The 14,066-nt window shown below is 65.9% G+C and carries 9 protein-coding genes; 7 read left to right on the top strand and 2 right to left on the bottom strand.

Features of this window, described 5'->3' with window-relative positions; translation table 11 throughout:
• Window positions 1-19 precede the first annotated feature (19 nt).
• Window positions 20-1,588 (bottom strand): protein adenylyltransferase SelO, encoded by a 1,569-nt coding sequence (locus tag AC5LXX_RS09865; RefSeq protein ID WP_493409366.1) that lies wholly within the window; start codon window positions 1,586-1,588, stop codon window positions 20-22.
• 180 nt (window positions 1,589-1,768) lie between these two features.
• Between AC5LXX_RS09865 and AC5LXX_RS09860 the strand changes: the two genes are divergently transcribed.
• From AC5LXX_RS09860 to AC5LXX_RS09840, 5 genes are all read left to right on the top strand, one after another.
• Entirely contained in the window at window positions 1,769-3,412 is a 1,644-nt protein-coding gene (locus AC5LXX_RS09860) for a 3-(methylthio)propionyl-CoA ligase (protein WP_493409365.1), read from the top strand.
• Window positions 3,413-3,600: 188 nt separating this feature from the next.
• Window positions 3,601-5,685: a 3-hydroxyacyl-CoA dehydrogenase NAD-binding domain-containing protein gene (locus tag AC5LXX_RS09855; protein WP_493409364.1), complete on the top strand. Its 2,085-nt coding sequence runs from the start codon at window positions 3,601-3,603 to the stop codon at window positions 5,683-5,685.
• Between the two features lie 44 nt (window positions 5,686-5,729).
• Window positions 5,730-6,362 carry a bifunctional nicotinamidase/pyrazinamidase gene (gene pncA, locus AC5LXX_RS09850; protein ID WP_493409363.1) on the top strand — a complete coding sequence of 211 codons (633 nt, stop codon included), beginning with the start codon at window positions 5,730-5,732 and terminating at the stop codon, window positions 6,360-6,362.
• A gap of 61 nt (window positions 6,363-6,423) precedes the next feature.
• The gene (locus AC5LXX_RS09845; protein ID WP_493409362.1) at window positions 6,424-7,602 is read left to right on the top strand and encodes an acetyl-CoA C-acyltransferase; all 1,179 of its coding nucleotides are present in this window, start codon (window positions 6,424-6,426) and stop codon (window positions 7,600-7,602) included.
• Window positions 7,603-7,863: 261 nt separating this feature from the next.
• Window positions 7,864-9,264: a GGDEF domain-containing protein gene (locus AC5LXX_RS09840; protein WP_493409361.1), complete on the top strand. Its 1,401-nt coding sequence runs from the start codon at window positions 7,864-7,866 to the stop codon at window positions 9,262-9,264.
• Window positions 9,265-9,339: 75 nt separating this feature from the next.
• On the opposite strand, the gene AC5LXX_RS09835 is transcribed toward AC5LXX_RS09840, so the two are convergent.
• Complete coding sequence (locus AC5LXX_RS09835; RefSeq protein WP_493409360.1) at window positions 9,340-11,481, bottom strand: hypothetical protein; 2,142 nt, start codon at window positions 11,479-11,481, stop codon at window positions 9,340-9,342.
• Window positions 11,482-12,240: 759 nt separating this feature from the next.
• Here AC5LXX_RS09835 and AC5LXX_RS09830 point away from each other — a divergent pair.
• Window positions 12,241-12,807: a nucleotidyltransferase family protein gene (locus AC5LXX_RS09830; protein WP_493409359.1), complete on the top strand. Its 567-nt coding sequence runs from the start codon at window positions 12,241-12,243 to the stop codon at window positions 12,805-12,807.
• A gap of 79 nt (window positions 12,808-12,886) precedes the next feature.
• The gene (locus AC5LXX_RS09825) at window positions 12,887-13,414 is read left to right on the top strand and encodes a 2'-5' RNA ligase family protein (protein WP_493409358.1); all 528 of its coding nucleotides are present in this window, start codon (window positions 12,887-12,889) and stop codon (window positions 13,412-13,414) included.
• Window positions 13,415-14,066: the final 652 nt, after the last annotated feature.

The raw sequence follows: 14,066 nt of genomic DNA, 5'->3' as shown, positions 1-14,066 counted from the left end.
AGATGCGCGGGTTGCGGGCTCAGGACGAGCAGCTCACTTCGAGCGACCCGGCCCAGTCGGGCGGCAACGCCGCGTAGGCTTCGTGTTCGGGTTGTTCGTCGAACGGGCGGCGCAGGATCTGCGCGAGCCGCTCGACTTCCGAAAAATCCTTTTCCTTCGCGCGCCGGATCGCGACTTCGGCCAGATGGTTGCGAAGCACGTATTTGGGGTTCGCGCGGTTCATTGCAACCGCGCGGGCCGCGTCGTCGCGCGTTTCCTCGGACAGCCGCGCGCGGTAGAGGTTCGCCCACGCATCGAACGCTTCGCGGTCGATGAACAGGTCGCGCACCGGTGCGTCGCGGCTCGCGTCGTGCTTCGAGATCTGCGCGAGGCGGCGGAACGTCAGCGTGAAATCCGCGTGGCTCGCGTGCATCGTCTCGAGCAGCTTGTTCGCGAGTTCGGCGTCGTTCTCGCGTTCGAGTTCGAGGCCGAGCTTCGCGCGCATCGCGCGTTCGAGCGCGGGGCCGAAACGTTCCGGAAATTTCGCGAGCACGGCCTGTGCGTCGTCCACCGCGCGCTCGGCGCGCGCATCGTCGTCGGCGATACCGTGCTGCAGCCCGATCAGCGGCAGCAGCGCCTGCGCGAGACAGTAGCAGTTCCAGTGCGCGATGCGCGGCTGCATCCGGTACGCATAGCGGCCGCCGTTGTCCGAGTGGTTGCAGATGTGATTCGCATCGAACGCGTCGACGAAGCCGAACGGGCCGTAGTCGATCGTCACGCCGAGGATCGACATGTTGTCGGTGTTCATCACGCCATGGCAGAAGCCCACGGCCTGCCACTGCGCGACGAGGTCGGCCGTGCGCAGCGTCGCGGCTTCGAGCAGCGCGAGGTACGGATCGTCCGCGTCGCGGCAGGCCGGGTAGAAGCGGTCGATCACGTGATCGGCGAGCTGGCGCAGCAGGTCGGGGCGATCGTTCGAGAAGAAGTGCTCGAAGTGGCCGAAGCGCACGAAGCTCTCCGACACGCGCGTGACGACGGCCGACGTCTCGATTTCCTCGCGCACCACCGGCTGGTCCGAGCCGATCACCGTCAGTGCGCGCGTGGTCGGGATGCCGAGGTGATGCATCGCTTCCGAGCACAGGAATTCGCGGATCGACGAGCGCAGCACCGCGCGGCCGTCGCCCATCCGCGAATACGGCGTGCGGCCGCTGCCTTTCAGCTGCAGCTCGTAGCGGCGGCCGTCGATGCCGGTGCGTTCGCCGATCGTCAGCGCGCGGCCGTCGCCGAGCTGGCCGGCCCACACGCCGAACTGGTGACCGGAATAGACCGACGCGTACGGCATCGCGTGCGCGGGCCAGTCGCGCGTCGGGTTGCCGGCGAACAGCTCGGCGAAGCCGGGCTGCGCGGCGAGCGACGGCGGCAGGTCGAGCAGCTGCGCGACTTCGTCGGAAAAGCCGACGACGTACGGCGCGGCGAGCGGCGCGGCCGGCAGTCGCGTATGAAAGGCATCGCCGAGCGTGACGAACGCGCCTGTGGCGGGCGCGCCGAGCGTGGCGGCGAGGTCGGGGAGGGTGTCAGCCGCATCGGCTGCGCTTCGGGAAAACGACATGTTGAGCGCCTCTGGGTAAGCCGATATTGTAAGGCGGCGCCGCGCCGCCCGCATGGCGGCCCGCGCGCCGTGCGCCACGCCCGTCCGGGGCCGCTGACGGGCGCGTCGCAGGGGGCGTTTCCGTACGGACGCCGCCCCCCAGGCTGGTCACCGATTCGCATCCTCACGGAGAACAAGACGATGGGTAAGCCGTTGCTGGGCCAGATGATGGACGTGCCGTTGCTGGTGTCCTCGCTGATTTCGCATGCCGCGCGGCACGCCGGCGACACCGAGATCGTGTCGAAGCGCGTGGAAGGCGATCTGCATCGCTACACGTACCGCGATTGCGAACGCCGCGCGAAGCAGCTGGCGCAGGCGCTTGCGCGGCTCGGCGTCGAAACCGGCGACCGCGTCGGCACGCTGGCGTGGAACGGCTACCGGCACCTGGAGGCCTACTACGGGATCGGCGGGATGGGCGCCGTCTGCCACACGATCAATCCGCGCCTGTTCCCCGAGCAGATCGCGTACATCGTCAATCACGCGGAAGACCGCTACGTCTTCTTCGACATCAATTTCGCGCCGCTCGTCGACGCCATCGCACCGCAGTGCCCGCACGTGAAGGGCTGGGTCGCGATGACCGATGCCGCGCACCTGCCGTCGGGCGCGACGCCGTTCCTCTGCTACGAAACGCTCGTCGAAGCCGAGGACGGCCGCTACGACTGGCCGCGCCTCGACGAGCAGCAGGCATCGGGGCTCTGCTACACGTCCGGCACGACCGGCAATCCGAAGGGCGTGCTGTATTCGCACCGCTCGACGGTGCTGCATGCGTACGGCGCCGCGCTGCCCGACGCGATGAACCTGTCCGCGATGGATGCCGTGCTGCCCGTCGTGCCGATGTTCCACGTCAACGCGTGGGGGCTGCCGTACGCGGTGCCGCTGACCGGCGGCAAGCTCGTGCTGCCCGGCAAGGATCTCGACGGCAAGTCGCTGTACGAGCTGATGGAGGCCGAGCGCGTGACGTTCTCCGCGGGCGTGCCGACCGTGTGGCTCGGACTGCTGAACTACATGCGCGAAGCCGGCGTGCGTTTCTCGACGCTGAACCGCACGGTGATCGGCGGCTCCGCGTGCCCGCCCGCCATGCTGCGCACGTTCGAGGATGAATACGGCGTGCGCGTGATCCATGCGTGGGGAATGACCGAACTGTCGCCGCTCGGCACGCTCGCGAAGCTCAACTGGGCGCAGTCGCAGCGGCCGCTCGACGCGCAGCGCCGGCTGCTCGAGAAGCAGGGGCGCGTGATTTGCGGCGTCGACATGCGCATCGTCGGCGAGGACGGCCACGAGCTGCCGTGGGACGGCGTCGCGTTCGGCGAGCTCCAGGTGCGCGGGCCGTGGGTGATCGATCACTACTTTCGCGGCAATGAATCACCGCTGTCGGACGGCTGGTTCCCGACCGGCGACGTCGCGACGATCGATCCCGACGGCTTCCTGCAGATCACCGACCGCAGCAAGGACGTGATCAAGTCGGGCGGCGAGTGGATCAGCTCGATCGACATCGAGAACGTCGCGATCGCCCACCCGGGCGTGGCCGAGGCCGCGTGCATCGCCTGTGCGCACCCGAAATGGACCGAGCGCCCGCTGCTCGTCGTGGTGCCGCGCGAAGGCGCGAACCTGAACCGCGACACATTGCTCGCGTTCTACGAAGGCAAGGTCGCGAAATGGTGGATCCCCGACGACGTCGTGTTCGTCGAATCGCTGCCGCACACCGCGACCGGCAAGCTGCAGAAGCTGAAGCTGCGCGAGACGTTCCGCGACTACGTGTTGCCGACGGCGACGTGCGAGCCGTAAGCGTCGCACCCGGCCGGCGACGGCCCGCGAACCGGTCGCCCGATCCGTCCCCGGATCGGGAACAAAATTCAAATTGAACGACCGTGCTTTTTCGTTGTATGCTGCCTCAGTTCATTCGGACATGCGGCCGTTCGACCGCGCACAATGAAGCGCAGCCACCCCGGCGCGCGATGCATGGAGGCAGGCAGATGGCAGTGGATTACTCGACTCGCGACGGCGTGGCCGTCATCACGCTCAACAATCCGCCGGTCAACGGGCTCGGCCTGTCGACCCGCCAGGGCGTCATGGACGCGCTCGATCGCGCCGCGCAGGATCCGTCGGTCACGGCGATCGTGCTGACCGGCGCGGGCCGCGCGTTCTCGGGCGGCGCGGACATCACCGAATTCAATACGCCGAAGGCGCTGCAGGAGCCGACGCTGCACACCGTGATCCGCGCGGTGGAGGCGAGCGCGAAGCCTGTCGTCGCCGCGCTGCACAGCGTCGTGATGGGCGGCGGCCTGGAGCTCGCGCTCGGCGCGCATTACCGCGTCGCGGCGCCCGGCGCGCAGGTCGCGCTGCCCGAAGTGAAGCTCGGCCTGCTGCCGGGCGCGGGAGGCACGCAGCGCCTGCCGCGCGCGGTAGGGCTCGAAACCGCGCTGAACATGATCGTGTCGGGTGCGCCCGTGCTGTCGGAGCAGCTCGCGAAGAGCGGGCTGTTCGACGCGATGGCCGACGGCGACCTGCTCGACGCGGCCGTCGCGTTCGCGCAGAAGGTCGGCGCGCAGAAGGGGCCGCATCCGCGCGTGAGCGATCGCAAGATCGTCCATGAAAACGCCGCGGGCTTCATCCAGTTCGCGCGCAATTCCGCGCAGGCCGCCGCGCCGAATTTCCCTGCGCCGCACAAGTGCATCGACGCGATCGAGGCCGGCGTGCTGAACGGTTTCGACAAGGGCAGCATTGCCGAGCGCGAGGGTTTCGCCGCGCTGATGATGACGCCGGAAAGCCGCGCGCTGCGCCACGCGTTCTTCGGCGAGCGTGCGGCGAGCAAGATCCCCGACGTGCCGTCCGACACGCCGCTGCGCGAGATCCGCCGTGTCGGCGTGATCGGCGCGGGCACGATGGGCGGCGGGATCGCGATGAACTTCATCAATGCGGGCCTGCCCGTCACGCTGCTCGAGACGAAGCAGGACGCGCTCGAGCGCGGCATCGCGACGATCCGCAAAAACTACGACGCGCAGGTGAAGAAGGGCAAGCTCACGCAGGACAAGCTCGACGCGCGCATGGCGCTGATCACGCCGACGCTGTCCTACGACGACCTGAAGGACGCCGACCTGATCGTCGAAGCCGTGTTCGAGGAGCTCGGCGTGAAGGAGCAGGTGTTCAGGAAGCTCGACGAAGTCGCGAAGCCGGGTGCGATCCTCGCGTCGAACACGTCGACGCTCGACGTCGACAAGATCGCGGCGTTCACGAAGCGCCCGCAGGACGTCGTCGGCATGCACTTCTTCAGCCCGGCGAACGTGATGAAGCTGCTCGAAGTCGTGCGCGGCGCACAGACCGCGAAGGACGTGCTCGCGACCGTGATGGCCGTCGCGAAGAAGATCCGCAAGACGGCGGTCGTGTCGGGCGTGTGCGACGGCTTCATCGGCAACCGGATGATCGAGCAGTACATCCGCCAGGCGCTGTTCATGCTCGAAGAAGGCGCGCTGCCCGCGCAGGTCGATCGCGCGATCGAGAAGTTCGGTTTCGCGATGGGGCCGTTCCGGATGAGCGACCTCGCCGGCAACGACATCGGCTGGGCGATCCGCAAGCGCCGTTACATCGAGAAGCCCGATCTGCAGTATTCGAAGATTGCCGACCGCCTGTGCGAACAGGGCCGCTTCGGCCAGAAGACGGGCGCCGGCTGGTACGACTACGTGCCGGGCGATCGCAAGGCGAAGCCGTCGTCGCTGGTCGACGAGCTGGTCGTCGCGTATTCGAAGGAGCGCGGCGTCGAGCGGCGCAAGATCGGCGACGACGAGATCGTCGAGCGGCTGGTGCTGGCCCTCGTCAACGAAGGCGCGAAGATCCTCGAGGAGAAGGTCGCGTCGAAGGCGTCCGACATCGACATGGTCTACCTGACCGGTTATGGCTTCCCGCTGTGGCGCGGCGGCCCGATGCTGTACGCGGACGTGGTGGGCCTCTACAACGTCGAGCGCGCGATTCGTCGCTACGCCGCGGCGCCGAACGGCGACGCATGGCAGCTCGCGCCGTCGATCGCGGAACTGGCGAAGGCCGGCCGCGGGTTCAACGGCTGACGACGCCGAATGGCGGCGCGACCGATCCTGTCTGGAGACACGCAATGAAACGCACCGACGACGTCCTGCTCGTGATCGACGTGCAATACGACTTCATGCCGGGCGGCGCGCTCGCGGTGCCGGACGGCGATGCGGTCGTGCCGGTGATCAACGCGCTCGCGCGGCGCTTCGACCAGGTCGTGCTGACGCAGGACTGGCACCCGCGCGAACACGTGTCGTTCGCGGCGAACCATCCGGGCCGCGAGCCGTTTTCCATGCTCACGCTGCCGTACGGCGAGCAGGTGCTGTGGCCTGTGCATTGCGTGCAGGACACCGACGGCGCGGCGCTGCATCGCGACCTCGACATCCCGCACGCGCGGCTCGTGATCCGCAAGGGCGGCGACGCGCAGGTCGACAGTTATTCCGCATTCGTCGAAGCCGATCGCACGACGCGCACGGGGCTCGCGGGCTACCTGCGCGAACTCGGTGCGAAGCGCGTATGGTGCTGCGGGCTCGCGACCGACTATTGCGTCGCGTGGTCGGCGCTCGATGCGCGCGCGGCCGGTTTCGAAGCCGCGGTGATCAACGATGCGTGCCGCGCGATCGACCTGAACGGGTCGCTCGCGCACGCATGGCAGCAGATGCAGGCAGCGGGCGTCGCGCATGTGACGTCCGCGGGCGCGCGCCCGGCGGCGTAGCGCATTCCCTATCCGATTCAGGGTCTGTTTACATATCGAAGCAGGACCGAAGGAGACTCGCATGACCGAAGCCGTAATCGTATCGACCGCACGCACGCCACTGGCGAAATCCTGGCGCGGCGCATTCAACATGACGCACGGCGCGACGCTCGGCGGCCACGTGGTCGCGGCCGCGCTCGAACGCGCGAAGCTCGACCCCGCCCGCGTCGAGGACGTGATCATGGGCTGCGCGAACCCCGAAGGCGCGACCGGCGCGAACATCGCGCGGCAGATCGCGCTGCGCGCGGGGCTGCCCGTGACCGTGCCGGGAATGACGGTTAACCGCTTCTGCTCGTCGGGGCTGCAGACCATCGCGCTGGCCGCGCAGCGGATCATCGCGGGCGAAGGCGAGGTCTACGTCGCCGGCGGCGTCGAATCGATCTCGTGCGTGCAGAACGAGATGAACCGGCACATGGTTCAGGAAGGCTGGCTCGTCCAGCACAAGCCGGAGATCTACTGGAACATGCTGCAGACGGCCGAGAACGTCGCGAAGCGCTACGGCATCTCGAAGGAGCGGCAGGACGCGTATGGCGTGCAGTCGCAACTGCGCGCCGCGGCCGCGCAGGAAGCCGGTCGTTTCCGCGACGAGATCGTGCCGATCACGGTGCTCGCGGGCATCGCCGACAAGGCGACGGGCCGTCTGTTCACGCAGGAAGTAACGGTATCGGCGGACGAAGGCATTCGCCCCGATACGACGCTCGAAGGCGTGTCGAAGATTCGTTCGGCCGTGCCGGGCGGCGTGATCACCGCCGGCAACGCGAGCCAGTTTTCGGACGGCGCGTCGGCATGCGTCGTGATGAGCGCCGATGCCGCGCAGCGCGACGGGCTGCAGCCGCTGGGCGTGTTCCGCGGCTTCGCGGTGGCCGGTTGCGAGCCGGACGAGATGGGTATCGGTCCCGTGTTCGCCGTGCCCAAGCTGCTGAAGCAGGCAGGGTTGAAGGTCGACGACATCGGCCTGTGGGAGTTGAACGAGGCGTTCGCGGTGCAGGTGCTGTACTGCCGCGACACGCTCGGGATTCCTGAGGACCGGCTGAACGTGAATGGCGGCGCGATCGCGGTCGGCCACCCGTACGGCGTGTCGGGCGCGCGCCTGACGGGCCATGCACTGATCGAAGGCAAGCGGCGCGGCGTGAAGTACGTGGTCGTTACGATGTGCATCGGCGGCGGGCAGGGTGCGGCCGGCCTGTTCGAAATCCTCTGATCTTTGGCCGGTGGCGGCCGCGGGTTCGTTTCGGCGGTGCCCGCGGCCGCGACGTGAATCGGCACGACAGTACCGCGATTCGAAACAATCGGGAAGCAAAAGGCATGCGCTTGGCAATGCCGTTTCCCCTTACTTGTCAAACAAATTGCCCCACCTATACTTGCTCTGACATTTGCCTTTCGGCACGATGGGCCGGATCGTGCATCGTGCGATCCGTGTCGCGAAGGTTCGAACCAACGCAGCAGACCGACCGGGGACCGAATGAGTACGACTTATGCAGCCGGGGAACCGCCGCGCGTCGTCAGCGCGGCCGCGAAGCTCTACGCGAAATGCCTGCTGGTCGGATTCGCGTTGCTGCCTGCTTATCTGATTGCCTACCTGTGGTTCTTCAGCGACGCGCACGTCGTGTTCGAGGACCACGCATTCCATGAAATCGCGATCGCGGCCGCGACCCTCGAAGGCGCGTTCGTCACCTACGTGACCTGGGTGTGCTACCGGTCGTCCGGCGAGCCGTTGCTGCGCTGGCTGACGCTCGGCTTTCTCGGCTTCGCGATGATCTATGCGCTGCACGGTGCGTTCACCGGGATGGCGCACCACAACATCTGGCTGTTCCTGCTGTACGGGCCCGCGTCGCGGCTCGTGATGTCGATCCTGTTGCTCACGGGCCTGCTGTCGTATTCGCGTCCGCCCGACCGGATCGAGAAACGCACGAGCGCGCGGACGTGGCTGCCGTGGATCGCGTTCTTCGTGTTCGTCAACGTCGTCGTCGCCTACATTGCGTATTCACCGATCGCGGGCGCGCCGGGGACGCGGCTGTCGATGGAAGGCGGCGCGCTCGTGTTCTCGCTGTTGAACGTCTGCCTGCTGCTCGCGCGGCGGATTCGCTCGCCGCTGATGATGATCTACGGCGTGTCGATCATGGCGTTCGCACTGTCGTCGCTCGCGTTCATTCTCGGCAAGCCGTGGAATCACATGTGGTGGCTGGCGCATGCGATCTTCGCGGGCGGCTTCTTCCTGCTCAGCTACGGCGTCGTGCAGGCGCTGCAGACGACGCGCTCGTTCTCGGCGATCTACAGCCAGGAAGACCTGATGAGCCGGCTGGCGGAATCGATGTCGCGGACCGAGAGCGCGCTGCAGGAACTGCGGCGCACGAACCAGAAGCTCGAGTACATGGCCGCGACCGATCCGATGACGGGCGCGTCGAACCGCCGGCAGTTCATCACGCAGGTCGAGCGCGAGATGGTGCGGGCGGAACGCGACGGCACGCCGTTCTGCCTGCTCGCGCTCGATCTCGACAATTTCAAGAACATCAACGATGCGTACGGACACCAGATCGGCGACGAAGTGCTGCGCGGCGTCGTGCGCCAGTGCCTCGAGGCGATCCGGCCGGCGGGCGGGCTCGCGCGTGTCGGTGGCGAGGAGTTCATGGCCCTGCTGCCGGACATGCCGCTCGAAGGCGCGCGGATGACGGCCGAGCGCGTGCGCTCGTCGATCGCGAGTTCGCCGTTCGGGCTGGATTTCAAGCGCGTGCAGGTGACGGTCAGCGTCGGTGTCGCGCAATACGGCGTCGATGGAAGTACGGTCGACGCGTTGCTGAGGGTGGTCGACGAGCGGCTGTACGCGGCGAAGCGGGAAGGGCGCAACCGCGTCGTGTCGCGGTAAGCCGGTTTTTTGCCGAAGCCCCGAAGGCGGTAATTCCCCCCGGGGCTTTTGCATGCCGATCGGCAGGGTGATGCGCTAGCGCGACGCTACCGACGTCGCAGGCTTCGGCTGCCCGTCCTGCATCTGCTGCGATGCCTGCCACCAGTACTTGCCCGCGCGCTGCTGCGGGTCGCGGATCGCGAGATACGTCGTACTCCACAGCTGCGCCGCGTTGGCTTCGGTGGCATCGGCGCTGCGCGTGCCGAACGCGTCGGTCTGGTACTTGCCGTTCACGTAGGACCACGTCCACATCTCCGACGTCCGCATGTCGCGCCCGTTCGAGATCACCTGCCAGATCGTCTGCCGCGCCTGCGTGAGCAGCGTGCGGGTCGTGGCCGACAGGTCCTGGCGCGCGAGCTGACGGTCGAGCCCGGCCACCCACATCGCCTGCTGCCACGACCAGATGACCGTGCCGTGATACGCGGAACTCGTGAATTTCGGCCACAGCGCCTGGCTCGCATACGCCGGGTTCGCGATCAGCATCCCGGCATCGGTCACGAGCCCGGTCGGGAACGGCCGCGTGACGTCGGTGACGATCCGCTGGAGCTGGTCGTTCGGTGGCGTGCCGAACAGCAATGCGAAGCCGCCGTCCGAATTCATCACCGGAATCGGGTTGCCTTGCTGATCGAGCGACAGCGCGTAGAACGCCAGCGGTGCGCTCGGTGCGGGACCGGCCGGCACGCCGGCGGACGGCGCATAGGCCGACACGTCGGTGGCCGCCTGCGCGGCCGGCACGCTGACCTGGAACAGCGGCGGCGCCTGCGTCTCCCACGTGGCGGCCTCGTTCGCCGTGTTGGCGAGCGTCGCGCGCTGACCGGCATCGAGGTACGGATCGAGCAGGCCGTGTGCGAGAAACGCGTTTGCCGCGCGCAGCGCGGCCGGCACGAGCACTGCGTTCACGTCGTACGGGTAGACGCCGCCGCCGAGGCCGTCGGTGCTGTCGCGCCAGTTGCCGACGATCTCGCCGGGCCGCAGGTGGATCAGGTTCACGACCGACGGCTGCTGCGCGAACGCCTGCGCGGTCGTCGCGACGTGCAGCAGGTTCACGACCAGGCGGCTGCCGTTGGTCTGCCCGTCGCTGCCGCGCTGCGCGAGATACGCGGCCGCACGCGCCTGGCCGCGCGTGTCGTCGATCAGCCACGCGGCCGCGATCGGCGCGAGCAGGTAGTCGCTGTCGATCATCTTGTAGTCGTAGGTCGGCGTCGGATCGTTCGGCTTGCCGTTCTTCTGGTTGTCGACCAGTGCGAATTCGCCGATGCCTTCCTCGTGCGCGACCTTGCCGTCGACCGACAGGCGGCTCAGCACCGACGACAGGCCGGCCTCGATCGCCGCGGGTTCGAGCACGGGCATCAGCATGCGGACCGAGATCAGCGTGTCGCGGCCGAAGTACGTGTCGTACTGCCACGAGCCTGCCAGCAGCTTGTCGTTGAAGCTCAGGAATTCGAGCACGTTCTGGCTCACCGGGTCGGGGTTCACGGACGGGGCGAACAGGTCGGCACGCGTGATCGGCGACAGCGGCGTTTCGCCCGACAGCGCATCGATGTGCAGCTTCAGCGTATGCGAGCCGGGCGGTGCATTGAGCACGAGCTTGCCGCCGGCGGCCGGCGCGATGCTGCCGCCGTCGCGCAGCGTGATGCGCAGCGAATAGCCGGGCGCGCCGTCGATCCGGTCGCGTTGCCATTGCGCGGCGCTGCCCTGGACAGTCGGCGTGGTGAGGATCTGCTGCGGAATCGTCGCGCCGCCGTTGAAGTCGCGCAGGAAGCGGACGTTGCTGAGCACGCCCTGGCGGATCGTCAGCGTACTGGTGTCGACTGACACATCGGCGCCGATGCCGTACAGCGGCCGGCCGCGCGCGTCCGGGGCCGACAGCGCGGACGGCGGCGTGTCGAGGCTCCAGTTCACCGGCTGCGCGGTGTCGTCGAACCACAGCCCCGTGCCGCTGTTGCCGGCAGGGAAGACCACGAGCAGCCGCGGCTTCGTCGACGAACGCACGAGCAGGTGCGCGGCGACCTTGTCCTGCCGGTAGAACGCATTGATCTGGCCGCCGGTGTCCATGCGGAACGACAGCGCGGCGGTGTTCGACGGCGGGGCGGTCGACTTGACGTCGTCGTCGTTGCAGGCCGCGAGCAGGCCGGCGCAGACGAGCCCGAGACACAGCGACTTCGCAAGGCGATGCATGTTGATGTCCCTCCTGATGAATGGCGATTTTTTATCTGGATGTTCGAATCGACGGATCTTGGGTCCGTTTGGTCTCGCGTCGCGGTCTTTCCGGTGAATGGCTGGAATTAATCGGGGTGTGGCGCTTGGTAAAAAATAAATCAGGCTGCAAATACGCGAATGGCCGATAAAGACGAATGACTGGGCTGCGGGGGCGCCTTTGCACAGCAACGGAAGGCGATTGCGAGGAACGCTCGCGGGATTGAGTGCGAATCGTGCGCGGCGAGAGAAAACGAAACGTAAGCCGCTGTAGGGGATTCTAGATTTGCATAAAAGTCGAAGTCAATAATATTTTGTGATTTTCGATCAATTGATTTGAAGTGAGGTCGCAATTATTGCTCGCTGGGTCGGTAAAATATGCGATTTAATTGATTCGGAGAATGTAGTCCGGATATCCGGTCATGAAACGATGAGCAATAGCATTTCATTCCGGAGATTAATACCGGAGAGGAAAGGAAGCGTCGCGTTGGTACCGGTCGTTGTCGTGAAGGGCAGGATGCGCCGATACGGCGCGCGAAATCGAGCAATCCGCATTCCCGCCAATCGACCGAGGATCGCGTTCGCGTCATTGTGTCGGTAGCCCGGTTCACGGTATCGCAGCCGGATGAGAAAAGAACGAAGCTGCCGGGGAAGCGTGGGCCGGTTTCGATGACTCGACGAGGCGACCGAATCTGGTGACAATCTCAACCGTCCTGCTCGTTTAGGTCATGCAGATCCGCGATGAATCTCGACGAAAGATTAATCGACATAGCCCGACAGTCATCTTGGTGTATGTCTGCGCTGTCGGCGGCACGTGCAATGGGCCTGAAATCCTGGTGCATTGGCGCGGGGGCCATTCGTAATTTGGTCTGGGACTCGCTTCACGGATATGTGACTCCGACGCGCCCGGCCGATGTCGATTTGGCCTACTTCGACCCGTCCGATTTGTCGTCGATGCGCGATGCCGAAATCCAGCGCTGCCTCATGGCGCAGTGTGCCGACATTCCGTGGGAGGTCACTAATCAAGCCGCTGTCCACCTCTGGTTCGAGAGTGCCTTTGGGCATCCAGTGCCCCCATTTATTTCACTGGCCCAAGCCATTGCGTCGTGGCCGGAGTACGCGACGGCGGTAGGACTTACTTTGCTTAACGACGGGACAATTGATGTCTGCGCACCATACGGACTCGATGACCTTTTTTCCATGGTGGTGCGACGCAACCCAGCGCGCGTCAGCATGGATACCTATCTACGGCGAATCCAGCAGAAAAGATACAAGGATCGCTGGCCCTGTGTGACCATCATCGTTTAGAAATGCCACAGGCAGTCATGAGGAGTGTTGTCGACGGAAATCCATCATCATTGGCCAATCGACGCGAGAGGATTCCTGAATGTTCACAACAGCATTCGTCGTTGAGGTTCCTGCAGCCGAGTCAGCTGTAGCGGACCTTCGGAGTCGATTTGATGCAACTTCCAACCTGGGCGTGCCGGCGCATGTCACGGTTCTGTTTCCCTTCATGCCGCCAGACGAAATTACGCCCGACGTCCTTCGTCAAGTGCAAAGCGCGCTGAGTGTCGTGCAGCCATTCGAATTTTCGTTGAGGAAGGTCGAGCGGTTTGCGGTCACCACTTATCTTGTTCCCGATCCGCCAGAACCGTTCGTCGCGTTGACGACTGCGCTGGTCGAGCGCTTTCCCATGTTTCGCCCCTACGGTGGTGCACACGATTGCATCGTTCCGCATCTGACTGTCGCGCACGGGGATGCCGCGACAGCCCGCTTGGCGGCCGTCGAGCTCGAACATCGTCTGTCTGCGCGGGAGGCAATTCGAACGTGCTGTCGCTCCGTCGCTTTGCTGGAGAACGCCTCGGGCCGCTGGAGGAAGATGCACGAGATTGAGCTTCCAACGGTCGACGTGTAGTCCGGGCAGTTTCCGGCGGTCACGACCGGCGGCTACGGCCGCCAGGCGCCATCCTCACGTGTCGTCGACGTGCCTTTCTGTCCTTCCGGCTAGCGGAATCGGCGTTGGAGAGCCCTCCCGAAGGCCGCCGACCCGGGCGCGCGCGCTCTGCCCCCTACCTGGCTGTACTCGTCCACGTGTCGCACCGCGCGTTTCAATTTCGAAACGATCCGATGCGTCTGAAAAGCGGCGCGCCCGGGCGGCTCGTGACGGTGATACCGCCCGCTGTATGGTCACTGGGCGCTTGCAGCACTGGCAATTGACATAGGCCGTCGCACGATAGATGCAGGCCTGTATCAGTGCTGAAACACATTCATTCGGCCAACGTGCCCATCTCCGTATTTCTGGTTTCAAGTCGCCTTGCACGCCCATCCCGCATTGGTGGCATGCCACTTGCATTGGGGAATGCGGTTGCAGGCGCGTGATTTCATGGAAACCGCCGCGGGTGGCCGAATCGTGGCGCACGGAGTCTTCGGGGGAAGGTCGCGTCGCCTGATCTACGGTTCGGTCGTGCGTTTCTCCATCGTGACAAGACGCATTCGAGTTCGCCTTTCCTTGCGAACCGGCTACGGGCGTGAGCGAACCGCAGTACGGAGAACGTTGCAAAAGCAAC

The organism is Burkholderia torrens (assembly GCF_984668525.1).
Note: the sequence above shows the minus strand (reverse complement) of the source record. Positions and strands in the feature narration are given on the sequence as shown.

Bases quoted from the DNA above. Each gene is read 5' to 3' on its own strand.
- AC5LXX_RS09830 (WP_493409359.1), top strand. From the start codon at position 12,241: ATGAATCTCGACGAAAGATTAATCGACATAGCCCGACAGTCATCTTGG.
- AC5LXX_RS09855 (WP_493409364.1), top strand. From the start codon at position 3,601: ATGGCAGTGGATTACTCGACTCGCGACGGCGTGGCCGTCATCACGCTC.
- AC5LXX_RS09860 (WP_493409365.1), top strand. From the start codon at position 1,769: ATGGGTAAGCCGTTGCTGGGCCAGATGATGGACGTGCCGTTGCTGGTG.
- AC5LXX_RS09825 (WP_493409358.1), top strand. From the start codon at position 12,887: ATGTTCACAACAGCATTCGTCGTTGAGGTTCCTGCAGCCGAGTCAGCT.
- AC5LXX_RS09845 (WP_493409362.1), top strand. From the start codon at position 6,424: ATGACCGAAGCCGTAATCGTATCGACCGCACGCACGCCACTGGCGAAA.
- pncA (WP_493409363.1), top strand. From the start codon at position 5,730: ATGAAACGCACCGACGACGTCCTGCTCGTGATCGACGTGCAATACGAC.
- AC5LXX_RS09835 (WP_493409360.1), bottom strand. From the start codon at position 11,481: ATGCATCGCCTTGCGAAGTCGCTGTGTCTCGGGCTCGTCTGCGCCGGC.
- AC5LXX_RS09865 (WP_493409366.1), bottom strand. From the start codon at position 1,588: ATGTCGTTTTCCCGAAGCGCAGCCGATGCGGCTGACACCCTCCCCGAC.
- AC5LXX_RS09840 (WP_493409361.1), top strand. From the start codon at position 7,864: ATGAGTACGACTTATGCAGCCGGGGAACCGCCGCGCGTCGTCAGCGCG.